22 protein-coding genes are annotated in these 24,545 nt (G+C 61.0%); 11 read left to right on the top strand and 11 right to left on the bottom strand.

Annotated elements, in window-relative coordinates; translation table 11 throughout:
• Window positions 1-89 precede the first annotated feature (89 nt).
• The 7 genes from gap to ACU688_RS00675 all read left to right on the top strand — a co-directional run bounded on the left by gap (window position 90) and on the right by ACU688_RS00675 (window position 9,143).
• Window positions 90-1,091, top strand: coding sequence for a type I glyceraldehyde-3-phosphate dehydrogenase (gap, locus tag ACU688_RS00705; RefSeq protein WP_049711713.1), 1,002 nt, complete (start codon window positions 90-92; stop codon window positions 1,089-1,091).
• A 212-nt stretch (window positions 1,092-1,303) separates the two neighbouring features.
• Complete coding sequence (locus ACU688_RS00700) at window positions 1,304-1,822, top strand: RNA polymerase sigma factor (RefSeq protein WP_101272772.1); 519 nt, start codon at window positions 1,304-1,306, stop codon at window positions 1,820-1,822.
• Window positions 1,823-1,883: 61 nt separating this feature from the next.
• Window positions 1,884-2,852, top strand: coding sequence for a FecR family protein (locus tag ACU688_RS00695; RefSeq protein ID WP_448183307.1), 969 nt, complete (start codon window positions 1,884-1,886; stop codon window positions 2,850-2,852).
• A 115-nt stretch (window positions 2,853-2,967) separates the two neighbouring features.
• Complete coding sequence (locus ACU688_RS00690; RefSeq protein WP_448183306.1) at window positions 2,968-5,538, top strand: TonB-dependent receptor; 2,571 nt, start codon at window positions 2,968-2,970, stop codon at window positions 5,536-5,538.
• A 137-nt stretch (window positions 5,539-5,675) separates the two neighbouring features.
• Window positions 5,676-6,284 carry a biliverdin-producing heme oxygenase gene (locus ACU688_RS00685; RefSeq protein ID WP_448183305.1) on the top strand — a complete coding sequence of 203 codons (609 nt, stop codon included), beginning with the start codon at window positions 5,676-5,678 and terminating at the stop codon, window positions 6,282-6,284.
• A 179-nt stretch (window positions 6,285-6,463) separates the two neighbouring features.
• Window positions 6,464-6,865: a YbaN family protein gene (locus tag ACU688_RS00680; protein WP_305431199.1), complete on the top strand. Its 402-nt coding sequence runs from the start codon at window positions 6,464-6,466 to the stop codon at window positions 6,863-6,865.
• Window positions 6,866-7,004: 139 nt separating this feature from the next.
• Window positions 7,005-9,143, top strand: coding sequence for a methyl-accepting chemotaxis protein (locus ACU688_RS00675; protein ID WP_448183304.1), 2,139 nt, complete (start codon window positions 7,005-7,007; stop codon window positions 9,141-9,143).
• Window positions 9,144-9,282: 139 nt separating this feature from the next.
• Here the strand turns inward: ACU688_RS00675 and ACU688_RS00670 are convergent, their stop codons facing one another.
• Window positions 9,283-9,846, bottom strand: a complete 564-nt coding sequence (locus ACU688_RS00670; protein ID WP_448183303.1) for an NAD(P)H nitroreductase — start codon at window positions 9,844-9,846, stop codon at window positions 9,283-9,285.
• Window positions 9,847-9,985: 139 nt separating this feature from the next.
• On the opposite strand from ACU688_RS00670, the gene ACU688_RS00665 reads away from it, so the two are divergent.
• Genes ACU688_RS00665 through ACU688_RS00655 form a run of 3 tightly spaced genes read left to right on the top strand, consistent with a single transcriptional unit; the run spans window position 9,986 to window position 13,609 of the window.
• Window positions 9,986-11,413: a di-heme oxidoreductase family protein gene (locus ACU688_RS00665; protein ID WP_448183302.1), complete on the top strand. Its 1,428-nt coding sequence runs from the start codon at window positions 9,986-9,988 to the stop codon at window positions 11,411-11,413.
• Between the two features lie 31 nt (window positions 11,414-11,444).
• Window positions 11,445-12,509, top strand: a complete 1,065-nt coding sequence (locus ACU688_RS00660; RefSeq protein WP_448183301.1) for an imelysin family protein — start codon at window positions 11,445-11,447, stop codon at window positions 12,507-12,509.
• A 2-nt stretch (window positions 12,510-12,511) separates the two neighbouring features.
• A complete protein-coding gene (locus tag ACU688_RS00655) occupies window positions 12,512-13,609 on the top strand; it encodes a DUF1513 domain-containing protein (protein ID WP_448184011.1) in 1,098 nt (365 codons plus the stop codon).
• Window positions 13,610-13,783: 174 nt separating this feature from the next.
• On the opposite strand, the gene ACU688_RS00650 is transcribed toward ACU688_RS00655, so the two are convergent.
• The 5 genes from ACU688_RS00650 to colR all read right to left on the bottom strand — a co-directional run bounded on the left by ACU688_RS00650 (window position 13,784) and on the right by colR (window position 17,557).
• Window positions 13,784-14,011, bottom strand: a complete 228-nt coding sequence (locus ACU688_RS00650) for a hypothetical protein (RefSeq protein WP_017738089.1) — start codon at window positions 14,009-14,011, stop codon at window positions 13,784-13,786.
• On the bottom strand, window positions 14,008-14,727 hold the full coding sequence (locus ACU688_RS00645) for a lipopolysaccharide kinase InaA family protein (RefSeq protein WP_207040597.1): 720 nt from the start codon (window positions 14,725-14,727) through the stop codon (window positions 14,008-14,010). Before ACU688_RS00645 ends, ACU688_RS00650 begins: the two co-directional genes overlap by 4 nt.
• 4 nt (window positions 14,728-14,731) lie before the next feature.
• Window positions 14,732-15,412 (bottom strand): class I SAM-dependent methyltransferase, encoded by a 681-nt coding sequence (locus ACU688_RS00640; protein WP_448183300.1) that lies wholly within the window; start codon window positions 15,410-15,412, stop codon window positions 14,732-14,734.
• Window positions 15,413-15,603: 191 nt separating this feature from the next.
• Window positions 15,604-16,884, bottom strand: coding sequence for a sensor histidine kinase (locus ACU688_RS00635; protein WP_448183299.1), 1,281 nt, complete (start codon window positions 16,882-16,884; stop codon window positions 15,604-15,606).
• Complete coding sequence (gene colR / locus ACU688_RS00630) at window positions 16,874-17,557, bottom strand: two-component system response regulator ColR (RefSeq protein ID WP_026136965.1); 684 nt, start codon at window positions 17,555-17,557, stop codon at window positions 16,874-16,876. Before colR ends, ACU688_RS00635 begins: the two co-directional genes overlap by 11 nt.
• Window positions 17,558-17,758: 201 nt before the next feature.
• Between colR and ACU688_RS00625 the strand changes: the two genes are divergently transcribed.
• A complete protein-coding gene (locus tag ACU688_RS00625) occupies window positions 17,759-19,708 on the top strand; it encodes an LTA synthase family protein (protein WP_448183298.1) in 1,950 nt (649 codons plus the stop codon).
• An 82-nt stretch (window positions 19,709-19,790) separates the two neighbouring features.
• Here ACU688_RS00625 and groL read toward each other — a convergent pair whose 3' ends face one another.
• From groL to ACU688_RS00600, 5 genes are all read right to left on the bottom strand, one after another.
• The gene (gene groL / locus ACU688_RS00620; RefSeq protein ID WP_448183297.1) at window positions 19,791-21,434 is read right to left on the bottom strand and encodes a chaperonin GroEL; all 1,644 of its coding nucleotides are present in this window, start codon (window positions 21,432-21,434) and stop codon (window positions 19,791-19,793) included.
• 50 nt (window positions 21,435-21,484) lie between these two features.
• Window positions 21,485-21,781 (bottom strand): co-chaperone GroES, encoded by a 297-nt coding sequence (locus ACU688_RS00615; RefSeq protein ID WP_003175874.1) that lies wholly within the window; start codon window positions 21,779-21,781, stop codon window positions 21,485-21,487.
• 246 nt (window positions 21,782-22,027) lie between these two features.
• Window positions 22,028-22,504 (bottom strand): FxsA family protein, encoded by a 477-nt coding sequence (locus ACU688_RS00610; protein ID WP_448183296.1) that lies wholly within the window; start codon window positions 22,502-22,504, stop codon window positions 22,028-22,030.
• Between the two features lie 66 nt (window positions 22,505-22,570).
• Window positions 22,571-23,302: a HugZ family pyridoxamine 5'-phosphate oxidase gene (locus tag ACU688_RS00605; RefSeq protein WP_448183295.1), complete on the bottom strand. Its 732-nt coding sequence runs from the start codon at window positions 23,300-23,302 to the stop codon at window positions 22,571-22,573.
• 107 nt (window positions 23,303-23,409) lie between these two features.
• Window positions 23,410-24,417 carry a DUF481 domain-containing protein gene (locus tag ACU688_RS00600; RefSeq protein WP_448183294.1) on the bottom strand — a complete coding sequence of 336 codons (1,008 nt, stop codon included), beginning with the start codon at window positions 24,415-24,417 and terminating at the stop codon, window positions 23,410-23,412.
• Window positions 24,418-24,545: the final 128 nt, after the last annotated feature.

Genomic DNA, 24,545 nt, shown 5'->3' with positions numbered 1-24,545 from the left:
CAAAATATTGCCACTAAAAAGGCTTGTTTTCTATTTTTATGCGAATAATCTTGTAATTCTTACAACAAATCGACGACAGGCACTCTCCAATGACTCTTCGTATCGCAATCAATGGTTTTGGCCGTATTGGCCGTAATGTCCTGCGCGCACTGTATACCCAAGGCTACCGCCAGGATTTGCAGATCGTCGCCATCAACGATCTGGGCGACAGTTCGATCAACGCCCACCTGCTCAAATACGACACCGTACATGGCACTTTCGAAGCAGAGGTCGCCCACGATCAGGAAAGCCTGACCGTCAATGGTGACCGGATTGCCGTCAGTGCCATTCGCAACCCCGCCGACCTGCCGTGGGCTGCCCACAAGATCGACGTGGTGTTCGAATGCACCGGCCTGTTCACTGACCGTGACAAGGCGGCCGCCCATATTACCGCTGGTGCGCGCAAGGTGATCATTTCTGCACCGGCCAAGGGCGCGGACGCCACCGTGGTCTATGGCGTGAACCATGACATTCTGCGCCAATCCCACCAGATCATCTCCAACGCCTCGTGCACCACCAACTGCCTGGCACCGGTGGCCCAGGTGCTGCACCGCGAGCTGGGTATCGAAAGCGGCCTGATGACCACCATCCACGCCTACACCAACGACCAGAACCTCACCGACGTCTACCACACCGACCCATACCGTGCGCGCTCGGCCACCCAGAACATGATCCCAAGCAAGACCGGCGCCGCCGAAGCCGTGGGCCTGGTGCTGCCGGAACTGGCGGGCAAGCTGACCGGCATGGCCGTGCGCGTGCCGGTGATCAACGTGTCGCTGGTGGACCTCACCGTGCAGTTGAAGAAAGAAGCCACGGCCGAACAGGTCAACGCGCTGCTGAAAGAAGCCAGCCAGCACTCGAAAATCCTCGGCTACAACACCCTGCCGCTGGTCTCGAGTGACTTCAACCACAACCCGCTGTCGTCGATTTTCGATGCCAATCACACCAAGGTCAGTGGCAAATTGCTGAAAGTGCTCGCCTGGTATGACAACGAGTGGGGCTTCTCCAACCGCATGCTGGATAACTGCCTGGCGCTGTGCAACGCCGAGTAATCCCCTGCCGCCGCCGGTTTGTGTGGGAGCTGGCTTTTGTGGGAGCTGGCTTGCCTGCGATAGCATCACCTCGGTCTGACTGAAAGGCCAAGGTGCTTGCATCGCGGGCAAGCCCGGCTCCCACAGGGATCTGCTCAGTCCTGCAAAGTGCTGCTTGCCATTTGCGTTGATGATAAGCATTATCATTAACTGCAAATCGGTCTGGTATCACTGTGAGCCAATCTCGCTTCAACCAAGTCTTTCTCACCCAACGGGTGATTCTGCTGCGCACCTTGCAGCGCATGGTGAATAACCACAGCACCGCCGAGGACCTGTTGCAGGAAACCTACCTGCGCGTCACCCGGGCCCTCAGTGAGCGGCCTATCGATCACCTCGAACCGTTCGTCTACCAAACGGCGCGCAATCTGGCGCTGGACCACCTGCGTTCCCGCAGGATCCAGGCCCGCACGTTGCAGGAAGATGTCCCGTTGGACATCCTGCAAAGCGTCGCCGCCCCCATCAGCACGCCCGAAGATGCCACCCAGGCCGAGCAATTGCTTGAGCACCTGAGCGTCAGCCTGGGCCAGTTGAGCGCCCGCCAGCAGCAGATTTTCATCCTCAGCCGTCTGCACGGTTGCAGCTATCAGGAGATTGCCGATCAGCTGGAAGTGTCCTTGAGCACCGTGCAAAAGGAACTGAAGTTGATCATGGCTATCTGCGTAGGTGTGGCCGAAAGGTTGGATCGGCCTTAAGCTGCATCCGATTCAGCGGTAGGAAAGATCAATAAAACGTGGCGAAGACCCGAGGAACACCGTGACGGACCCGAATAAACAGCACCCCCATGAGCTGGCTCATGAGGTGTTGCAAGACACGGCTATGGACCAGGCCCTCGATTGGCTGATCGCCTTGCAATGCCCGCAACCCGGGCAACAGTCTGAATTCGAAGCCTGGCTGGCCAGCGACCCGGCCCATGGCCAAGCATTCGCCAAAGCCCAGGCCGCCTGGGGTGGCGCGCCGGTACACAGCGCCGCCGTGGCCCTCGCCGCGCCGCGCAAGCCGAGCGCCTGGCGCCGGATCAAACCACACTGGAAACCCTTGGCCACCGCCGCCGTGCTGCTGATCGGCCTGTTCAGCTTCAGCAACCTGCCGGTGCGCCTGCAAGCCGACCATCTCACCGTGGTCGGCGAACGCCAGCGCCTGCAATTGGACGACGGCTCCAAGGTGTTGCTGAACACCAACTCGGCATTTTCCAGCCGCATCAAGGACCAGCAGCGCATCGCCCGCCTGTACCAGGGCGAAGCCTTTTTTGAAGTGGCGCCCAGCCACGGCCTGCCCCTGGAGATCGACGCCGGCCCGGTGCGCGCCAGCGTGCGCGATACCGCCTTCGCCGTGCGCTACCTCAATGGCGAGGCGCAGGTGCAGGTGCAACGCGGCGACGTCGACCTGAGCAACACCTTCGACGACGCGCGCGTGCGCTTGAGCGCCGGGCAAAGTATCCGCATCGGCCCCAAGGGCTTCGGCCCGCCCGCCAAGCTGGACGCCAACAAGGACCTGGCCTGGGTCCAGGGCCGGCTGATCTTTGAAAACTGCCCGATGAGCGAAGTGCTCGCCGAGCTGCGCCGCTACTACCCCGGCTGGATCGTCAACAACAACGAGCAACTGGCCAGCGTCGCCGTCACCGGCAACTACCGCCTCGACCAGCCCCTGGACGTGGTGCGCTCACTGGCCCACATCACCTCGGCCAAACTGTCGGAATACCCGGCGCTGGTGATCCTGAACTAAATGAGAATTATTTTTACTCGATAACCTCTGACGGTACGTCTCGTCTTAGCCAATGCAACTGATTCCTATTTGTTTCAGTTCGCGACTATAAGATTCGTACTCCGGAGCGCTCTCGATGTCCTCTCGTTTCAACCGCCGGTCTTCCTTGCCCGTGCTGTCCGTGCTGACCGCCGCCATCCTGCTGGCTGGCGCGCCCGTGATGGCCGCCACCGCAGCCGAACCTGCCCCGCGCAGTCACGGCAACTACAACTTCAGCATCGAGCAACAGCCGTTGGTGGCCGCACTGAACGCCTTCACCAGCGTCACCGGCTGGCAAGTCGGCCTACCGGCAGAGCTGGGCCAGGGTGTGTCGTCCCCTGGCGTACGTGGCCCGCTGTCACCGGAAAAAGCCCTGGACCAGTTGTTGGTGGGGACCAACCTGAGCTACCGCAAACTGGGCAACAACAACATCGTCCTGGAAAAGCGTGCGGCCGGCGGCACCCTCAACCTGCAACAAGTGACCATCAGCGCCACCCGCCACGAGCAGGATGTGACCAGCGTACCGAGCACCGTCAGCGTGCATGACCGCCAGGAGCTGGACCGCCTCAACGTCGGCAACAGCCGCGACCTGGTGCGCTACGAGCCCGGCGTCTCCGTGGGCGGCGCCGGTACCCGTTCGGGCAATGCCGGTTTCAACATCCGTGGCATCGACGGCGACCGCATCCTCACCCAGGTCGATGGCGTCGAAGTGCCCGATCACTTCTCCAACGGCCCGTACGCGCAAACCCGCCGCAACTATGTCGACCCGGAGATCGTCAAGCGCGTCGAGATCCTGCGCGGCCCGGCCTCGGCCCTGTACGGCAGCAGCGCCATCGGCGGCGCGGTGAGCTACTTCACCCTCGACCCCGACGACATCATCAAGCCCGGCCAGGACGTCGGCGCCCGCCTGAAGACCGGCTACAGCTCCGCCGACGAAAGCTGGCTGACCTCCGGCACCGTCGCCGGCCGCGTGCAAGACTTCGACGGCTTGCTGCACCTGAGCCAGCGCAACGGCCACGAGACCGAATCCTACGACGGCAACAACGTCACCGGCTTGAACCGCACCGCCGCCAACCCGGAAGACGCGCGTACCACCAATGTTTTGGCCAAGCTGGGCTGGAACTACGGCGATGACAACCGCCTCGGCTTCACCTACGAGAAGTACAAGGACGACCGCGACACCAATCAGAAAAGCGCCGTGGGCGGCCCGTACAACACCGGTTTCAACAGCAACCTGTACCGCGCCCGCACGGGCAACGACACCATCAGCCGCGAACGCTTTGGCCTGGAAAACAGCGTTGCCGTCGACTCGCTCTTCGCCGACCGCATCAAGACCAGCCTCAACTACCAGATCGCCAAGACCGACCAGACCACGGACGAACACTACGTGTCAGGCGCGCGTAATTTGCTGCGCCAACGGCAGACGCTCTACGAGGAAAAACAATGGGTGCTTGACGCCCAACTGGACAAAGCGTTTGCCATTGGCGACACCGACCACGTGCTGACCTACGGCACCACAATCAAGCAGGCGAAAGTCACCGGTTCGCGTACCGGCAGCGCCACCTGCCTGACCGTCAGCACCTACTGCGCAACCGTCGGCGGCCCGAGCACGTTCCCGTCGGACAAGGTCGTCCCGGCCAGCGACTTCCCGGACCCGACCATCAACACCTACGCGCTGTTCGCCCAGGACCAGATCAACTGGGGCAAATGGACCTTCCTGCCCAGCGTGCGTTATGACTACACCCAGCTCAAACCGAAGCTGACCGAGGACTTCCTCAACGCCACCGACCCGAATCGCATCTACGCCCACGACGACAGCGACAAAACCTGGCACCGCGTTTCACCGAAATTCGGGCTGACCTACGCCCTGACCGACAACTACACCTGGTTCGGCCAATACGCCGAAGGCTTCCGCACGCCATCGGCGAAAGCCCTGTACGGTCGCTTCGAAAACATCCAGCAAGGCTACGTGGTCGAACCCAACTCGGACCTCAAGCCAGAAAGCAGCAAGAGCTTTGAAACCGGCCTGCGCGGCAACTTCGAGGAAGGCAACTTCGACGTGGCGGTGTTCTATAACAAGTACCACGACTTCATCAACGAAGACGCGGCGCTGCTGTCCCCCACCGGCACCGCGTTCAAGGCCAGCAACATCAAGCGCGCCACCATCAAGGGCGTGGAAGCCAAGGGTCGCCTGAACCTCGACAGCTTCGGCGCACCGCAAGGCCTGTACACCCAGGGCTCGGTGGCCTATGCCTACGGCCGCAACGAAGACACGGGCGAGCCGATCAACAGCGTCAACCCGCTCAAGGGCGTGTTTGGCCTGGGTTACGACCAGCAAAACTACGGCGCGCTGGTCAGCTGGACCCTGGTCAAGAAGCAGGATCGTGTCGACAAAAACACCTTCTTCTCCCCCGACGGCGACACCAGCAAGGCCCCGTTCAAGACCCCAGGCTTTGGCATCGTTGACCTGACCGGTTTCTACAAGGTGACCAACGACGTGACCATCAACGGTGGCCTGTACAACGTGACCGACAAGAAATACTGGAACTGGGACGACGTGCGCAGTTTCGACAGCATTGGCGAAGCCGGTGTGACCGCGCCCGCCAATATCGACCGCCTGACCCAGCCCGGCCGCAACTTTGCGATCAACCTGATCTGGGATATCTGATAGCGCCTGCCTCTCCCCGCCGATATTTCCGCGGCGGGGTGAGGTTTTTTTACTGTGCCGCGTCTTCTTGTTCGTCTATTTGATAACAGCTCTCTTTAAGAGCAACAAGGCGCTCCCCCTTCTCAAGGACTTTTTTCATGACCGCTACCACTACCGCAGAACGCCCAAGCCTGCGCTCCCAGCGCCTGAACCAGATCACCAACGAACCGCACACCAAGCTCGACGCCCTCGTCAAAGCCCACGCGCCGTTCGAAACCCAAGCCAACTTTGCCCGCTTCGTGGTGGCGCAATACCTGTTCCAGTCGGAACTGGTGGCCCTGTACAACGATGCCGAACTGATCAAAATCGTCCCGGACCTGGCCGCACGCTGCCGCGCCGACGCCGCCAAGCTGGACCTGGCCGACCTCGACACCGACGTGCCGGCCCCTGTCGCCGGCGCAGTGAAAGACCCGAGCAAGGCCGAAGCCCTGGGCTGGCTGTTCGTGTCCGAAGGTTCCAAGCTTGGCGCTGCGTTCTTGATCAAACGCGCCGTAGGCCTGGGCCTGAGCGAAACCTTCGGTGCCCGTCACCTGGGCGAGCCGGCCGGTGGTCGTGCTGAAGGTTGGAAGAGCTTCACGCGCACCCTCGATGGCCTGGAATTCAGCGCTGAAGAAGAAGCCGCCGTGGAAAAAGGTGCAGTGGATGCGTTTGTGCGCTTCACCGTGCTGCTGGAACAGGCGTACGCTAGCGCCCCTGAACTGGCCTGATTGCTCAACTGAAATGTAATGCAGGTTTGTGTGGCGAGGGAGCTTGCTCCCGCTGGGGTGCGGAGCGCCCCCAAGATTTTGGGAGCGCTGCGCGCTCCAGCGGGAGCAAGCTCCCTCGCCACAGCAAGCTCCCTCCCACATTCAGGTCTCATTTCATATTGAATTCCTGTGATACCCCCATGACCGGCAAAACCCAATCCACCTCGAAAATCGCCCGAGTCCTCTTCGGCCTGCTGGCCTACGTCAGCCTGGGCATTGGCTTGGTGGCAATTGTCATACCGGGTTTGCCCACCACCGAATTCATCCTGCTCGCCGCCTGGGCCGCCACCAAAAGCTCACCGCGCCTCAGCGCCTGGCTGGAAAACCACCGTTTGTTCGGGCCGATCCTGTTCAACTGGCGCAACGGCAAGATCATCGCCCGCCGGGCCAAGGTCAGCGCCACCGTGAGCATGCTGCTCTGCGCCGGGCTGATGCTGGTGATGCTCGACCACGGCTGGCCGATCTACCTGGCGATTGCCGGAATGAGCCTGGGCAACCTGTGGATCTGGTCACGTCCGGAGCGGCTTGCAGCCCCCGCGTAACGCTGCCTGTAGTCTTTTTCCTACCGCTCATCGCCTGCCGCTAATGAAACATCCTGATACGCCGATGCCCCGGACATAGCGCCGAATGGACTTGGCCCGCCCTGCGTGCCTTTCAACACGTCCATTCGCGAGTGAACCTATGTTCGACACCCTCTCCATCCGCTTGAAAATCGTCCTGTTGTCCGGCCTTTGCCTGTTGGGCGTGATTGCCCTGGTCGTCGGCGTCAACCTGTACGAGGCCGATCAGAACAACCGCCTGGTCAGCGACTCAAGCTCGCGAATGCTCACCGACAGCGTGCAGGACCTGTTGCAGGCCAAGGCCGCCGAACAAGCCGTGCAACTGCAGAAAACCTTTGGCGAAAACCTGTTGGTGGTGACCGCCCTCGCCGACCAGGTCAAAGACCTGCGCGCCCTCGCCAGCCAACGTTCGCTGGAGCCAGGCGCCCTGCGTGAAGCCCTCAACCAGAGCGTCAAGACCGCCTTTGAGCGCAACCGCAAGGCCCTGGGCATCTGGCTGTCGTTCGAACCCAACGGGCTGGATGGCAAGGACAGCGAGTTCATCGACGACAAGGCTCGCGTCTCCAACGAGAAAGGGCGCTTCTCCACCTACTGGAGCCGCGCCGGCGGCGCAGGCTTGAACACCATCATGGTCGAGGACGACCTGACCAAGACCAGCCTCAACCTCAGCGGCACGCCCTACAACATCTGGTACACCTGCCCACGGGACACCCGCAGCGTTTGCCTGCTGGACCCGTACGCCGATGAAGTGGCGGGCAAGTCGATGCTGATGACCACCATCTCCCTGCCGCTGATCGTCGATGGCAAAGTCATCGGCGTGGTCGGTATCGACATCGCCCTCGACACCCTGCAAGCCACCACGGACGCTGCGCAAAAAGAATTGTTCGACGGCGCCGCGCACCTGGAAATCCTCGCCAGCACTGGCCTGATCGCGGCCTACAGCGGTGAGCCGGGGCGCGTCGGCAAAAACCTGATCGACACCCTCGGTGCCGAAGGCAAGGAGATCGTGCAACTGCTGGCCAACGGTACGCATACGATTCGTGAACAAGACGACACCATCCGTGCCGTGTACCCGGTCAAGCCGATCGCCGACGCCAAATCCTGGGGCGTGCTGATCAAACTGCCCAAACACGTGATGCTGGCTGACACGTTAAAACTGCAAACCCTGCTCGACAAAGCCCAAGACGCCGGCACCCTCAAGGCCCTGCTGGTCGGTGCCGCTGCCGGCCTGCTGGGCTTGCTGCTGATCTGGCTGACCGCCACTGGCGTGACCCGCCCGATCAACAACGTGGCCGCCATGCTCAAGGGCATTGCCAGCGGCGACGGCGACCTCACCCAACGCCTGGCCTACAGCAAAAAAGACGAACTGGGCGAATTGGCCAACGGCTTCAACGCCTTCCTCGACAAGCTGCAACCGACCATCGCGCAGATCAAGCAAAGCATCACCGAAGCGCGCGGCACCGCCGACCAGTCCTCGGCCATCGCTCGCCAGACCAGCGAAGGCATGCAGGTGCAGTTCCGCGAAATCGACCAGGTGGCCACCGCCTCCAACGAAATGAGCGCCACCGCCCATGACGTCGCCAACAGCGCGTCCAACGCCGCCAGCGCGGCACGGGGCGCCGATCAGTCGGCGCGTGAGGGCATGTCGATCATTGAGCAAAGCACCCGCGACATCACCACCCTCGCCGAAGAAGTCAGCAAGGCCGTGGGCGAAGTCGAGGCCCTGGCGGTCAACAGCGAGCAAATTGGCTCCGTGCTGGAAGTGATCCGCAGCATTGCCGAACAGACCAACCTGCTGGCGCTCAACGCCGCCATCGAAGCGGCCCGCGCCGGCGAAAGCGGCCGGGGTTTTGCGGTAGTGGCCGACGAAGTGCGCAACCTGGCCAAGCGCACCCAGGATTCGGTGGAGGAAATCCGCGTGGTGATCGAACGCATCCAGAGCGGCACCCGTGGCGTGGTGGCGACCATGCATTCGAGCCAGACCCAGGCCCAGAACAATGCCGGGCAGATCCATCAGGCGGTACAAGCCCTGGGCAAGATCAGCGATGCCGTGACGGTGATCAGCGACATGAACCTGCAAATCGCCAGCGCCGCCGAACAACAGAGCGCCGTGGCCGAAGAGGTCAACCGCAACGTCTCGGCGATCCGCACCGTGACCGAGACGCTGACCGGCCAGGCCACCGAATCGGCGGCCATCAGCAGCCAGCTGAATGCCTTGGCCAACCAGCAGATGAAATTGATGGATCAGTTCAGGGTGTAAACCCCAACCCTGAGAACAATGGAGCCTCCCCTGTGGGAGCTGGCTTGCCTGCGATAGCGGTACATCAGCAACACAACATTGACTGATCCACCGCTATCGCAGGCAAGCCAGCTCCCACATAAAGCAGATCTGCGCTGCCTTAAAGACCGGGCCACGCCTGCACAAACGCCGCCACATCTTCCTTCGCCGCCGTACGCGGCGGGTTCTGCGGTGTACCCAGGTACAGGAAGCCAATCACTTCCTCACCTTCCGTCAGCCCCAAGCCTTTGGCGACGTGAGCCGAATACGACAACTCACCCGTACGCCACACCGCACCAATCCCCTGGGCATAAGCCGCCAGCAAGATGCCATGGGCCGCGCAACCGGCCGCCAGCAACTGCTCGGACTTCGGCACCTTGAAGTGCTCCTGCAAACGCGCAATCACCACTACCACCAACGGCGCACGCAACGGGCCGTTCTGGGCCTTGTCGATCACCGCTTGCGGGGCGTCGGCGTCTTGCAGACGGGCGGCCTCGGCCAACAGTGTGCCCATCTGCTCACGGGCGGCGCCTTCCACCGTGAGGAAGCGCCATGGACGCAGCTGGCCGTGGTCTGGCGCGCGCAGGGCGGCGGCGAACAGCACGTCGCGCTGTTCCTGGGTCGGTGCCGGTTCCAGCAGGCGCGGTACGGAAACACGGTTGAGCAAAGCGTCGAGAGCCTGCATTGGCCACCTCCAGAAAAAAATGTGCGGCCATTCTAGCGGGAATGCAGCGCCGGCCACCAAACGATAATTGCTCTTATTCCTTACGCCCTGCCCTGTTAGACTTTGCCACCTTATTTTTGCCCTTCGTTCAGGAAACTCGATGTCCCGTTGGCTTTTTCGCCTGTCCGCTGCACTGCTGGCCTTGAGCCTGACTGCCTGCGATGACGCGCCCCGGTTTACCAAGGCCGAGCCGGGTGAATCGCGGGCGGGCGGCGCGACGACCGTGAACAAGCGCGACCAGAACGCGTTTTCCCTGCCGTCGGCCAACCTGTCGCCCACGCGCCGCCTGGATTTCAGCGTCGGTAACAGCTTCTTTCGCAGCCCCTGGGTGATTGCGCCGTCCACCACCACCGCGCGTGATGGCCTGGGCCCGCTGTTCAACACCAATGCCTGCCAGAACTGCCATATCAAGGACGGTCGCGGCCATCCGCCGGTGCCCGACGCGGCGAATGCGGTGTCGATGCTGGTGCGCCTGTCCATCCCGGACGCCCCGGCCTACGCCAAGGCCATCGAGCAGATTGGCGTGGTACCCGAGCCGGTCTACGGCGGCCAATTGCAGGACATGGCGGTGCCCGGCGTGCCGCCAGAAGGCAAGGTGCGGGTCGACTACACGCCGGTCCACGTGACGTTCAAGGACGGCACCGTGGTCGAGTTGCGCAAGCCAGACCTGCAGATCACCCAGCTCGGCTACGGCCCGATGCATCCCGATACGCTTTTTTCCGCGCGTATTGCCCCGCCGATGATCGGCCTGGGCCTGCTCGAAGCCATCAGCGACGCCGATATCCTACGCAACACCGACCCCAAGACCGCCGACAAGGAAGCCATCGTCGGCCGCGCGAATTGGGTCTGGGATGACGCCCAGCACACGACCGTCCTCGGACGTTTTGGCTGGAAAGCCGGGCAACCGAACCTCAATCAACAAAATGTTCACGCGTTTTCTGGTGATATGGGCCTCACCACGTCCCTGAGACCTTTTGATGACTGCACCGATGCCCAAGTCGCCTGCAAACAGGCGCCCAATGGCAATGGCCCCGATGGCGAGCCGGAAGTCAGCGACAACATCCTGCGCCTGGTGCTCTTCTACACCCGCAACCTCGCCGTGCCGGCCCGGCGTGGCGTCAACACGCCCGAGGTGCTGGCCGGCAAGAACCTGTTCTACCAAGCCGGTTGCCAGGGTTGCCACAAGCCCGCGTTCACCACGGCGGCCAATGCCGCCGAACCTGAACTGGCCAGCCAGGTGATCCGCCCCTACAGCGACCTGCTGTTGCACGACATGGGCGAAGGCCTGGCCGACAACCGCAGCGAATTCAAGGCCGGTGGCCGCGACTGGCGCACCGCGCCGTTGTGGGGCATCGGCCTGACCCAGACCGTGAGTGGCCACACCCAGTTTTTGCATGACGGCCGCGCCCGCAACCTGCTGGAAGCCGTGCTGTGGCACGGCGGTGAGGCACAAGCGGCGCAGCAGCATGTGTTGTCCTTTAATGCCGAACAGCGCGCTGCGTTGCTGGCGTTCCTGAATTCTTTATAAGCTTCGCCCCAATTACCGAAGGGAGCTTTACATGTTCCGTCCCAAGTTGTTGTTCACCAGCCTCGCCGCCCTCGCCCTGGGCGCCTGCTCGCCGCAAGACCCGCAAGCCGTGACCTCGGCGGCCATCGCCAAGCAAGTGATCCTGCCGACCTACAGCCGTTGGGTCGAAGCTGACCGCCAACTGGCCGTCAGCGCCCTGGCCTACTGCCAGGGCAAGGAAAGCCTGGACACCGCCCGCGCCGACTTCCTCCACGCGCAAAAAGCCTGGGCCGAGTTGCAACCGCTGCTGATCGGCCCACTGGCCGAGGGCAACCGTTCGTGGCAAGTGCAGTTCTGGCCGGACAAGAAAAACCTCGTCGGCCGCCAGGTTGAACAGCTGGTCACCGCTCAGCCGCAGATTGATGGCGCCGCACTGGCCAAATCCAGCGTCGTGGTGCAGGGCCTGTCGGCTTACGAATACATCCTCTACGACGCCAAGACCGACATCGCCGACGAAGCGCAAAAAGCCCGCTACTGCCCGCTGCTGGTCGCCATCGGTGACCGCCAGAAGGCCTTGGCCGAAGAGATCCTGGCGAGCTGGAACAGCACTGATGGCATGCTCGCGCAGATGAGCAAGTTTCCGAACCAGCGCTACGCCGATTCCCACGAAGCCATCGCCGATCTGCTGCGCGTCCAAGTGACCGCACTGGATACCCTGAAGAAGAAACTTGGCACGCCGATGGGCCGCCAGACCAAGGGTATCCCGCAGCCGTTCCAGGCCGATGCCTGGCGCAGCCAGTCGTCCCTGCAAAGCCTCGAAGCGAGCCTCGCCGCCGCCCAGACCGTGTGGGTCGGCGTCGACAACAAAGGCCTGCGTGGCCTGCTGCCAGCAGATCAAAAGGCGTTGGCCGACAAGATCGACGCCGCCTACGCCGCCTCGCTGAAGCTGTTCGCCAGCAACCAGCGCACCCTCAACGAACTGTTGGGCGACGATGCCGGGCGCCAACAGCTCAACGACCTCTATGACAGCCTCAACGTCGTCCACCGCCTGCACGAAGGCGAGCTGGCCAAGGCGCTGGGCATCCAACTGGGCTTTAACGCCAACGACGGTGACTGATGATGCTCAGGCGACAGGCTTTGGCCGTTGGCAGCGTGCTGCTCAGCGCCCTTACATTGGGTGGCTGGACGCTGTTCAAGCAGAAGGACAAGGGCCCGCTGCTACTATCGGCGCGGGATGATGGCGACGGCAAGCACTACGCCGTCGGGTTTCGCCTGGACGGCAAGCAGGTGTTTGCCACCCAGGTCGGCCAGCGCTGCCACGACATCATCAACCACCCGACGCTGCCGATTGCGCTGTTTGTCGCCCGTCGCCCGGGGACCGAGAGTTACCTGATCGACCTGCGGGATGGCACGCTGCTGCAAACCATCAGCTCCCATGCCAATCGCCACTTCTATGGCCACGCGGTCATTCACAAGAGCGGCGACTGGCTGTACGCCACCGAGAACGACACGTCCGACCCCGGCCGTGGTTTGCTCGGTGTGTACAAGTTTGAAGGCGAGCGACTGGTGCACAGCGGCGAGATTTCCACCCATGGCATTGGCCCGCACCAGGTGTCATGGATGCCCGACGGTGAAACCCTGGTGGTGGCCAACGGCGGTATTCGCACCGAAGCCGAAAGCCGCGTCGAGATGAACCTCAACGCCATGGAACCCAGCCTGGTGCTGATGCACCGCGACGGCACGTTGATCAGCAAGGAAACCCTCGGCCAGCAGATGAACAGCGTGCGCCACATGGGGATCGCCAGCGATGGCACCATCCTCACCGGGCAGCAGTTCATGGGGCCGTCCCAGGAGCGTTCCGAGTTGCTCGCAATCAAGCGGCCTGGGCAACCGTTCGTGGCGTTCCCGGTGGCCGATGAGCAGTTGCAGGCCATGGGTCACTACACCGCCAGCGTCGCCGTACACAGCGAATTGCGCCTGGTGGCGTTGACCGCGCCGCGGGGTAATCGCTTCTTTATCTGGGACATGGACAGCCTAGAGCTGCGCCTGGACGGGCCGCTGCCAGACTGTGCCGGCGTGGGCGCGGTTGCCGATGGGTTTGTCGTCACGTCCGGACAAGGCCGTTGCCGTTTCTACAACTGCCGCCAAACACCGTTGGTGGCAACACCGTTGGAATTACCGGCAGGGCTGTGGGATAACCATCTGCATCTGGTCTGAACGCCACCGGTCAATGATCGTTCCCACGCTCCGCGTGGGAATGCTACCCGTGACGCTCTGCGTCACCCTGGCGGGACGCAGAGCGTCCCAAGAGGCGTTCCCACGCAGAGCGTGGGGACGATCAATAAAAAAGGCCTCGCATTGCGAGGCCTTTTTTATGGGGTTTGAATCGTTTCAACTCTGCGGCCTCATGCCTTGGGACATGCCAAACATAAACAACAGCAACTCATGATCAGGCTTGACCGCCGTACTCGCCTTGGCGACGCGCGGCAGCAAGCACTGCGCGCTGCCTTGCACGGCACTGAGGACTTGTGTGCGAGGTTGTTCCCATGCGGCCAGGGCCAGCGCTGCAACGCCCATCGCCCCCACCAGGAACAAACCTCGTGCTATTTCTAGCTTCATCTGGTTAAACCCTTGATAGCGCTGCCAAACGCCGTCTCATAAAAGTAGCTGAGTTTGTTCCAGTCGGCGCTGCTCCACGACGAATGGCGCCGTAGTTGCTGCATGTCATGGGAGGCTGCCCGATAAGCGGTCAGGCGTTGCCGGCATTTCTCGAAATCCAGCAAGGCAATGTCGACATTGGCCGAATCGCCGGTACCGGTGACGCGCACAAAGACGTGCTTGGCATACAGGCAACCGTGCTGCCAGCGGCCCTTGTGCATGCGCACCAATGTCCCGGCCAATTCCTTGAGCACACGTTCGTGGACCAACTCGCCGTACTGTTCGCGGCCACCGGCGGCGTACCAGTTTTCGATTTCATCGAAGCCGTCCAGGGCCGCCGTCACCAACAATGCTTTCCATTGGTGCTCAGGGTCGCGACGCGCCCCGCAAAACACCAGGTCCGGCACCCGCACATCAAGTGCGCGCAGACCCTTGAGTGCGTCACGCTCGCGCAGCACGGTCGGGCGCCCGAAGGGATGCAACCAACTGCGGTAGATATGCCCGGTCTGGCGCTTGCTGTAGAGCAGGTGGCCATTGGGGCCGGTCACCCGTTGCACACCACTTTCACCGCCACGCCGACGATTGGGTTCCTCGACCCACTCGCCCTGCTGGCGCCAGAAAAAATCGAATTTCTCTTCGGGCGCTACATGACTGCCTACTACGCACTCAACTGCCATCCTGTTACCTCTTTCTCAATACATACACTCGCCACATGGCGTAGAGCGGCATGAAGTCCAGAGATTCCTGAACGCGGAAACCGGCCTGCTCGAATTCGTCTTCAACAGTAGCAGCTGGTAACACAAAGCGATTTTGGTAACCGTCCTGCTCACCTTTGCCCTGACGTTTTGCTTCGAGGCGCTTACGTTTCCAAGCCTTGAAATTGCCATCGACCCACAGCGAAAGGATCACGCTGTCACGTGTAACACGCTGAAACTCCCGCAATATCGCGACCCGGTGCGCCGGGTCACCAATGTGGTGCAGCAGGCGCATGCAGAAAATGCTGTCCACCGAGTTATCCGGCAAATCGATATCGAAGGCAGATGTCTGCAAGGGCCGTACCCGTTTCACCACATCGGCGGGTTGAGCGGCCATCGCGACCTTCAACATCGACTCGGAATTGTCCGCGCCGATAATCACACGGTTGGGTCTTTCGGCCAGCAGCGGCCAGAATCGCCCCGCGCCGCACGGCAGGTCCAGCACCAGGCCAGGCTCGCCGGCCATGGCCAACGCACCACGGGCCAATTGTTCATCGCGTTTGTGGGACAGCCGGCGCGCCAGATTGTCCTTATGCTTGAGCAAATATTCCTGGGCGTGCTGGTCGTCGTACTTATCGGAAAATTCGAGCTTGATCGGGGAAGTCATCAACGGATCTCCAGTAGCTGATGCCTACAACCTTAAGCATCCAACTGTGATCATCCGGTCAACTCTTTGTGAAAAACTTGTCCTGTCTAATCCCATACATTTCAAGACTTTACGGACACATTCAGTATCATGTAGCCATCTTCGGCGAAAATCAGCGCCAGCTTGCCGCAGCATAACGGCAAGCCAGGCCCTCAGGACTTGACCTGGCTCAGTTCAACGTGAAAGCGGCAGCCGTTGGGTTCCATGGTACTCAGGCTGACGCTCCAGCCCTGGTTCTCACAGATCCGTTGCACCAGCGACAGGCCCAGGCCAAGGCCTTCGCCGCGCTTCTCGCTGCCACGCACAAAGGGCTCGAACATGGCTTCGCGCTTGTCTTCCGGGATGCCCACACCTGAGTCCTCTACCACGAAACCTTCCGGCTCCAGTGTCAGGCGGATAAAGCCCTGCTCGGTGTAGTGCAAGGCGTTGCGCAGCAGGTTGCCCATGACCGCGTGCAGGAACGTCGCGTTGTAGCGCGTATCCAGCGGGTTGCCGGGCTGATAGATCAACTCCAGGCCTTTGCTCTCGATAGGTTCGCGCCAGATGTTGAGCAAATCGTCCGCCACCTGCTCCAGCGTGACCCGGGGCGACATGCTGCCATCGTCGTGCTGGGCGCGGGCGAGCATGAGGAAGGTCTGCACCAGCTCGCGCATTTCTTCGCAGGCGCGGGCGATGCGTTCCACTTGGTTGCGCCCGCGCTGGTCGATGGCCGGGTTTTCCAGCAGCAACTCGCAGGAGCTGGCCAGGACCATCAACGGCGTGCGCAACTCGTGGCTCACATCACTGGTAAACAACTGCTCGCGGGACAACGCCTGGCGCAGGCGCCCCAGGGTCGCGTCGAACGCCACAGCCAGTTCGCCCACTTCATCGGCCGCGTAGTCCGGCGCCAGCGGTGGCGCCAGGCCGAGCAACTGGTCGCGGTGGCGCACCTGACGGGCCAGGCGCACCACCGGCGCCATCACTTTGCGCGCCAGCACCCAGCCGAGGAACACCGCCAGTGCCAGGCTGAGCACAAAGCCCACCAGCACCACGGCGAACAGCACGCGCTCACGCTCTTCGAAATCGCTCTGATCCTGCAACAGCACGTAGCGCCGGCCATCCACCACTTCGACCATGGCGTGGTACGACAGCGCCTCACGGAACACTTCATGGAAGCCCGGCTCCAGGTGACGCAGGTCCTTGGGCAACTCGAAATCCCCAGGGCCACCGCTGAAGTAAAACAGCTGGTCCGGCTCGGGGCGGTGGTTCCAGTCCTCGACGCTGTCCATCAGCAGCAGGCGTTGCAAATCGCCGCCCAGGCCCGCCGAGATCAGTTTCTCTTCCACCAGGTGCACGGTGGCGACGATGCCCATGGCGAAGGCCCCCGCCACCAACGCACTCATCAAGGCAAAGGCGATGATGATCCGTTGGGCAAGGCTTTGCTTAAACTCCATCACGCCCCTCGGCCAGGCGATAACCGACGCCGTGCACCGTTTGCAGCAACGGCTTGGCGAACGGTTTGTCGATCACTTGGCGCAATTGATGGACGTGGCTGCGCAGGCTGTCGCTGTCGGGGCAATCATCGCCCCACAGGGCTTCTTCGAGGATTTCGCGGCGCAGGACGTGGGGGCTTTTCTGCATCAGCACCGCCAACAATTTCAGGCCGACCGGGTTGAGCTTGAGCAAGCGCCCTTCGCGGGTGACTTCCAGGGTATCGAGGTCGTAGCTCAGGTCTGCCACTTGCAGGGCACGGCGCCCGCCACCCTGGGCGCGGCGCAGCACGGCTTCGATGCGTGCGGCCAATTCCGACAGGGCGAAGGGTTTGAGCAAGTAGTCATCGGCGCCGGACTTGAAGCCCTGCAGCCGGTCATCCAGTTGGTCGCGGGCGGTGAGCATGATCACCGGCGTGTCGCGGCGTGCATCTTCGCGCAGGCGTTTGCACAGGGTGTAGCCATCGATGCCGGGCAGCATGATGTCGAGCACGATCAAGTCGTAATGCTCGGTGGCGGCCAAGTGCAGGCCCGACAAACCGTCCTGCGCACAGTCCACGGTATAGCCTTTGAGCCCCAGGTAATCGGCCAGGTTGGCCAGAATATCGCGGTTGTCTTCAACCAATAGAATTCGCATGGGCAGTGTCTCCGTACGCGGTAACGGCCGTGTTGGCTCGCGCAGCTTAAGGCCAAGTGTGGCTCAGGGATAGACCTGCAAGGCCCATCGATACAGGTTTTCAACCGATATTTCAGTTGAACGAGATTTTCACTATAGCTTCACAAACTGACTACAGTGTCAGGGCGAAGATCGCCGCCCATCGATATAAGGAAGTTAGACATGGGGTTTCTCAAAACAGCGCCTATGCGCTATTTGCTGTTGGTAACCGGTGCCTGGCTCGCCGTTTTCCTGCTCACGCGTGGCGTGTTGCTCATCACTCACCTGGATGAAGTCAGTGGCAACCTGCTGCCGGTATTTGGCGTGGGCCTGCTGTACGACCTGGGCTTCCTCGCCTATGCCGCCCTGCCGCTGGGCTTGTACCTGCTGCTCTGCCCGTCCGCGCTGTGGCGTCGCCGGGGCCATCGCTGGTTTCTGCAAGCGCTGCTCACGGTCAGCCTGTTCGCGATGCTGTTTACCTCCGTCGCCGAATGGTTGTTCTGGGATGAGTTCGGCGTGCGCTTCAACTTTATCGCCGTCGATTACCTGGTGTACTCCGACGAGGTGTTGAACAACCTGCTGGAGTCCTACCCCATCGGCAAGCTTCTCAGCCTGCTGGCAATGCTGGCGATTGTGTTGAGCCTGCTCCTGCGCAAGCCCTTCAACGCGGCAATGAACGCGCCACTGCCACCGCTGCGTGGGCGCCTGGTGAATGCGTTGGGCCTGTTGGTGATCGCCGGCCTCAGCCTGCAACTGATCAGCCAGGACAGCCCGCGCACCCAAGGCGGCAATGCCTACAACAACGAGCTGGCCAGCAACGGCCCGTATCAGTTCTTCGCCGCGTTCCGTAACAATGAACTGGACTACCCGCAGTTCTACAAAACCCTGCCCACCGACGTGGTCGCCAAGCAGCTGCGGGCCGAGCTGAGCGAACCCAATGCGCGCTTTATCGGCAAAGACCCCCTGGATATCCGCCGGGCCATCGACAACCCCGGCACGTTGCGCAAACCCAACATTGTGCTGGTGACCATCGAAAGCTTCAGCGCCAAGTACATGGGCAGCAACGGCGATGAGCGCAACCTCACGCCCAACCTCGATGCGCTGCGCAAGCAAAGCCTGTACTTCAACAACTTCTATGCCACCGGCACGCGCACCGACCGTGGGCTGGAGGCGATCACCCTGGCGATCCCGCCGACGCCCGGCCGCTCGATCGTCAAGCGCATTGGCCGTGAAAGCGGTTTCGCCAGCCTCGGCCAGCAACTCAGCGCCGTCGGCTACGACAGTGTGTTCGTCTACGGCGGGCGCGGTTACTTCGACAACATGAACGCGTTTTTCAGCGGCAACGGTTATCGGGTCGTGGACCAGAGCAGCGTGCCAGAGGCGGAAATCTCGTTTAAAAACGCCTGGGGCATGGCCGACGAAGACCTCTACAAACAAACCCTGAAACTGGCGGATGCCGATTACGCCAAGCAGCAGCCGTTCTTGCTGCAACTGATGACCACCTCCAACCATCGCCCCTACACCTACCCGGACGGGCGTATCGACATCAAATCCGGCAACGGCCGCGATGGCGCGGTGAAGTACACCGACCACGCCATCGGTGAGTTCCTCGCCGCGGCACGCCAGAAACCCTGGTTCGATAACACGATCTTTGTGTTTGTCGCCGACCACACCGCTGGCAGCGCGGGCAAGGAAGACCTGCCCATCACCAACTACCAGATTCCGCTGTTCGTCTATGCGCCGAAGCTGATTGATGCCCGGGAAAGCGCGCAACTGGCCAGCCAGATCGACCTGGCACCGACGCTGCTGGGGTTGCTCAACCTGAGTTATGAATCGACGTTTTTCGGCCGCAACCTGTTGCAAGACAACCCACTGCCACCGCGCGTGGTGGTTGGCAACTATCAGCACCTGGGCTTGTTTGACGGCAAGGACCTGGCAATTCTCAGTCCGCGCCTGGGCTTGCGTCGTCATGACCAGGCACTGGGTGAAAGCCAGGAGTTGCGGGTGGGCAGTGATGATCCTTTGATTCAGCGGGCGATTACCTATTACCAGGGCGCCAGTTATGGGTTCAAGCAGCAGTTGTTGAGTTGGAAGGGACCCAAGGAGGCGAGTCCGCAGTTGAGCACGCGGTAATGGATGGGAACGATCAGCCATAAAAAAGCCCCGCCTGCATCACTGCAGGCGGGGCTTTTTCAGTACGGGGGGTAAGGCTGGCTTACATCATGCCGCCCATGCCACCCATGCCGCCCATGTCTGGCATGCCGCCGCCAGCGCCTTCAGCCTTTGGCTTGTCGGCAATCGCGACTTCGGTGGTCAGCAGCAGACCAGCGATAGAAGCGGCAGCCTGCAACGCCGAACGGGTTACTTTGGTTGGGTCCAGGATACCCATCTCAACCATGTCACCGTATTCGCTGGTTGCGGCGTTGTAACCGTAGTTACCTTTACCGTTCTTCACTTCGTTGACCACAACACTTGGCTCGTCGCCGCTGTTGGAAGCGATCTGACGCAGTGGCGATTCAACGGCACGACGCAGAACAGCGATACCGACGTTCTGGTCAGCATTGTCGCCTTTCAGGTCAACCAGGGCTTCCAGAGCACGGATCAGCGCAACGCCACCGCCAGGTACCACGCCTTCTTCAACGGCTGCACGGGTTGCGTGCAGGGCGTCTTCAACGCGGGCTTTCTTCTCTTTCATTTCAACTTCGGAACCAGCGCCAACCTTAATCACTGCAACGCCGCCGGACAGCTTGGCCAGGCGCTCTTGCAGTTTTTCACGGTCGTAGTCGGACGAAGTTTCGGCAACCTGGGCGCGGATCTGGGTGATGCGCGACTGGATGTCAGTTTCATCGCCAGCACCGTCAACGATGATGGTGTTTTCCTTGGAGATGGTCACGCGCTTGGCGCTGCCCAGGTTTTCCAGGGTGGCGCTTTCCAGGCTCAGGCCGATCTCTTCGGAGATAACGGTACCGCCGGTCAGAACAGCGATGTCCTGCAGCATGGCCTTGCGACGGTCGCCGAAGCCTGGAGCCTTGACGGCTGCGACTTTAACGATGCCACGCATGTTGTTCACAACCAGAGTCGCCAGGGCTTCGCCTTCAACGTCTTCGGAAACGATCAGCAGTGGACGGCCGGCTTTGGCAACGGCTTCCAGCACTGGCAGCATTTCGCGGATGTTCGAGATCTTTTTGTCGACCAGCAGGATCAGCGGGCTTTCCAGCTCGGCAACCATGGTGTCTGGCTTGTTGACGAAGTACGGGGACAGGTAGCCACGGTCGAACTGCATGCCTTCTACAACCGACAGTTCGTTTTCCAGGCCTGTGCCTTCTTCAACGGTGATCACGCCTTCTTTACCGACTTTTTCCATGGCTTCGGCAATGATGTCGCCGATGGAGTTGTCGGAGTTGGCGGAGATGGTGCCAACCTGAGCGATAGCCTTGGTGTCAGCGCATGGCTTGGACAGGTTTTTCAGCTCGGCAACGATGGCGATGGTCGCCTTGTCGATGCCGCGCTTAAGGTCCATCGGGTTCATGCCGGCAGCGACGGCTTTCAGGCCTTCGTTGACAATCGACTGAGCCAGGACGGTAGCGGTGGTAGTACCGTCGCCTGCGTCATCGTTGGCACGGGAGGCAACGTCTTTGACCAGCTGCGCGCCCATGTTTTCGAAACGGTCTTCCAGTTCGATTTCTTTGGCGACGGAAACGCCGTCCTTGGTGATGGTCGGAGCGCCGAAGCTCTTCTCGATGATCACGTTACGGCCTTTCGGGCCCAGGGTCGCTTTTACTGCGTCAGCCAGGATGTTGACACCGGTGAGCATTTTTTTACGGGCGGAATCGCCGAATTTAACTTCTTTAGCAGCCATGATCGATATTCCTTAAATACTTTGTAGTAACGGGAAAATGAGCGGGGAAATCAGTCTTCCAGAACGGCGAGAATCTCGTTCTCAGCCATAACCAGCAGATCTTCGCCATCAACTTTCACAGTGTTGCTGCCGGAGTAAGGGCCGAATACAACCTTGTCGCCGACTTTTACGGCCAGCGCACGCACGTCACCGTTTTCCAGAGTCTTGCCTGGGCCTGCAGCGACGATCACACCGTGGTTGGCTTTTTCAGCAGCCGAACCTGGCAGAACGATACCGCCAGCGGTTTTCTTTTCTTCTTCGCTGCGACGGATTACGACGCGGTCGTGCAGAGGACGAAGCTTGCTCATTGTCGATCTCTCCTAATTGTGTTTTTCATCGGCCGGTATCAGTACCGGCGGGTTGTATTCCGGCTGTGCCGGTCACGCCTCGCCAAGCAAGACGCGGAAGTCTGTCTGGTGTCGCCACCAGAAACCTTGCGGTGACCGTTACATAAGGGCGCATAAGCTTATTACAAGGGGCCTCGGCGGAAATTTTTTACCTGTGCCGACGGCTGAAAGCAACACGGCACCCAGAGGTGCCGTGCCAGAGAAGCGTTATTTGCTGTCGCGGTGTTCGAACTCGCCTTCGATCACATCACCTTCACGCCCCAGCGGTTGGCGCGGGGCCGGGCCGCCGCGGGGTTGCAGGTCGTCGGCGAACGCACGCTGGCGCAATGCAGCCTCTTCAGCTCGCTGGCGCATCTTGCCAGCAAGCAGCTTGCGCGAGAACGGCAGCAACAGCAGCAGGCCGATCACGTCGCTGATGAAACCCGGCAGGATCAACAGGCCACCGGCCAGGGCCATCATCAGGCCTTCAAGCATGGTCTGGGCTGGCAGTTCGCCGCGATTCAGGCTTTCACGGGCACGCAGTGCCGTGGCCAGGCCGGCGACGCGCAGCACCAACACGCCAAGCATCGAGCCGAGAATAATCAGCAGCAACGCCGGGAAAAACCCGACCGCACTGCTGACTTGAACAAAGACGAACAGCTCCAACACTGGAAATAGCAGAAAGAGCAATAAAAAAGGGCGCATCAACTGGTTCCTCAACGCAAGAATGCCTTGCTAGTCCACCTTAGATGACGTCGCCGTTTCGTGAATTCAAGCGCTGGCTGCGGTTTTTTTCGGCCAGGCCTCAGCGTGAGCCAATGAAACCAGGGCTTCGCGCACTTGTGTCGGCGTGTTGCAAGGCTCTGCAAAAGGCAGCCAATGCAACGACTGGCCGACACGCAAGTGCATGCCTTCACTGTCGATACCGGCCAACTGTGCGGGCTCGCGGGTGGGCAAGCCGGTCAACGCGACGTAATGGGCGATGGCCTTGGTGTGATCGCTGTTCATGTGTTCAATCATGCTGCGCTCAGCCTTGCCGGCGAACGGGTTGGCCAGGGTCAGTTGATCAACCCAGTGAATCGCGCCAAACCCGCCGATGTAGCGATGGCGTACCGGCTTGAGTACCCAGAAATCAAAGTCATGGGCCTTGTGGTAGTTGGCGGAGTCGGGGAAGTAGCGGTAATAGCGCTCTGCCGCCGCTTCAATCGCAGCCGGGTCTTCGATCTTCTCGGCTTCGCCCAGGTAGGTCAGGCGCCCCACCGCTTGCACGTCGTCCGCCTCGCGCTCGCCGACCAGCAGCGAACACTTGGGGTCTTTTTGCAGGTTGTGGGTGTGCTGGGCGATGCGGCTGATCAGGATCAGCGGGCGGCCGTGCTCGTCGAGGCAGTACGGCACCACTGAACCGAAAGGAAACCCGGGCATGGCCTTGGACAGTGTGGAGAGAGCCCCACGGTATTCCTTGAGCAAAAGCTCGCGGGCGTTCTTGGCAACCTGTGCGCTCAACGTATGACTCCTCGGGGTATTCAGCCGCCCATGGCATATGGGAATGGATCTCAACACAAGGTAATCAATATCCGCAGAGGTTGCCAAGCAGGTTTTGTCCGAGCGTGTTACCAGGCCACGCCAAAACCAGCGGTGTAGCGGGTCTTGCTCAAGCTGCTGTCGGAATCGCCACTGATGATGTCGCGCTCGGCCTTGAGGTTGAGGGACGCCCATTCGGTGACTTTGTAGCGCAAGCCCATTTCCGCATCCAGGGAGTAGTCGATCGGGCCGTCGACCGGTTTGCCCAATTCCCCTGTGGTGAAGAACTCGACGGTCTTGCCCACCAGGTAGCGGTTGTAGTTCCACTTCATGGCCAGCGAGTAGAAATGGTCTTTGCCGCCCTCGGAATACTCGTAATCGGTGCGGTTGACCAGGGAACCGAGGGAGAACGCGCCCAGTTCATCATCCCAGAACTGGTAGCCCGGGCCGGTACCGACGGTGCGCTGGCGCGACAGGTCTTCAACCTTGTCGCGCTTGTAGGTCAGACGGCCCTGCCAGAACCAGTGTTCGGTGATAAACCGGTCCAGGTCATATTCCAGCGCCCAGTTGTCGGTGGTGGTCACATCATCCTGGAACTCGCGGTTGTACTCGCCCTGCCCGGTATGACGCCACAGGCCATGACGGGCGGAGGTCTTGAAGTCGATGTCGTAGTCGTTGGTGTCTTTTTCCGCACGCTTGTAGTCCAGCGCCAGGTCAACATTACCCTTCCACACCAGGTCTTCGATCACCGGCTTGGGCTTGATGATCTGCTGGATGCTGGCCAGATCGACGGTCTTCGGTGCCTCGCCATTGGCCAGCACCACCTTGCCGTCCTCCGCCGCTTTCAACGACTTGGCCTTCTCGCCGGTGTAGGCGTCCTGCTTGACCAGCAACTCCTGGTCGCTCTCCAGGGTTTTCACCTGTTTCCAGTCAATCGGGATGGCGCCTGCGTAGTCGGTCTGAATCAGCAACTTGCCACCGTCGAAGACTTTGATCTTGCCGGTCAGGCGGTCACCGTTCTTCAACCAGACGGTGTCAGCCAGCAAGGGCGTGGAGGCGCTGAAAACAGCAAGGCACAGCAGGGTTCTGGACAACATAAGCGGATTCGGGGCTCAGGATTGGCGAAAAGGGCGCGTTATCGTGTTAGATAGCTAGGACTGACTCAAGGATTAATATTGAGTTCAATTCTCATCAGCATAATTACAGACGTTTCTTACAATTAGGC

The organism is Pseudomonas acericola (SeqCode) (genome assembly GCF_053456465.1).
This window is presented reverse-complemented; position numbering and strand designations above follow the sequence as displayed.

What these genes read in the sequence shown, in the direction of transcription:
- ACU688_RS00670 (WP_448183303.1), bottom strand. Translation starts at nt 9,846, where the DNA reads ATGCAGGCTCTCGACGCTTTGCTCAACCGTGTTTCCGTACCGCGCCTG.
- ACU688_RS00635 (WP_448183299.1), bottom strand. Translation starts at nt 16,884, where the DNA reads ATGGAGTTTAAGCAAAGCCTTGCCCAACGGATCATCATCGCCTTTGCC.
- ACU688_RS00615 (WP_003175874.1), bottom strand. Translation starts at nt 21,781, where the DNA reads ATGAGCAAGCTTCGTCCTCTGCACGACCGCGTCGTAATCCGTCGCAGC.
- gap (WP_049711713.1), top strand. Translation starts at nt 90, where the DNA reads ATGACTCTTCGTATCGCAATCAATGGTTTTGGCCGTATTGGCCGTAAT.
- ACU688_RS00600 (WP_448183294.1), bottom strand. Translation starts at nt 24,417, where the DNA reads ATGTTGTCCAGAACCCTGCTGTGCCTTGCTGTTTTCAGCGCCTCCACG.
- ACU688_RS00650 (WP_017738089.1), bottom strand. Translation starts at nt 14,011, where the DNA reads ATGAAGCTAGAAATAGCACGAGGTTTGTTCCTGGTGGGGGCGATGGGC.
- ACU688_RS00660 (WP_448183301.1), top strand. Translation starts at nt 11,445, where the DNA reads ATGTTCCGTCCCAAGTTGTTGTTCACCAGCCTCGCCGCCCTCGCCCTG.
- colR (WP_026136965.1), bottom strand. Translation starts at nt 17,557, where the DNA reads ATGCGAATTCTATTGGTTGAAGACAACCGCGATATTCTGGCCAACCTG.
- ACU688_RS00665 (WP_448183302.1), top strand. Translation starts at nt 9,986, where the DNA reads ATGTCCCGTTGGCTTTTTCGCCTGTCCGCTGCACTGCTGGCCTTGAGC.
- ACU688_RS00640 (WP_448183300.1), bottom strand. Translation starts at nt 15,412, where the DNA reads ATGACTTCCCCGATCAAGCTCGAATTTTCCGATAAGTACGACGACCAG.
- ACU688_RS00690 (WP_448183306.1), top strand. Translation starts at nt 2,968, where the DNA reads ATGTCCTCTCGTTTCAACCGCCGGTCTTCCTTGCCCGTGCTGTCCGTG.
- ACU688_RS00625 (WP_448183298.1), top strand. Translation starts at nt 17,759, where the DNA reads ATGGGGTTTCTCAAAACAGCGCCTATGCGCTATTTGCTGTTGGTAACC.
- groL (WP_448183297.1), bottom strand. Translation starts at nt 21,434, where the DNA reads ATGGCTGCTAAAGAAGTTAAATTCGGCGATTCCGCCCGTAAAAAAATG.
- ACU688_RS00610 (WP_448183296.1), bottom strand. Translation starts at nt 22,504, where the DNA reads ATGCGCCCTTTTTTATTGCTCTTTCTGCTATTTCCAGTGTTGGAGCTG.
- ACU688_RS00655 (WP_448184011.1), top strand. Translation starts at nt 12,512, where the DNA reads ATGCTCAGGCGACAGGCTTTGGCCGTTGGCAGCGTGCTGCTCAGCGCC.
- ACU688_RS00685 (WP_448183305.1), top strand. Translation starts at nt 5,676, where the DNA reads ATGACCGCTACCACTACCGCAGAACGCCCAAGCCTGCGCTCCCAGCGC.
- ACU688_RS00645 (WP_207040597.1), bottom strand. Translation starts at nt 14,727, where the DNA reads ATGGCAGTTGAGTGCGTAGTAGGCAGTCATGTAGCGCCCGAAGAGAAA.
- ACU688_RS00680 (WP_305431199.1), top strand. Translation starts at nt 6,464, where the DNA reads ATGACCGGCAAAACCCAATCCACCTCGAAAATCGCCCGAGTCCTCTTC.
- ACU688_RS00675 (WP_448183304.1), top strand. Translation starts at nt 7,005, where the DNA reads ATGTTCGACACCCTCTCCATCCGCTTGAAAATCGTCCTGTTGTCCGGC.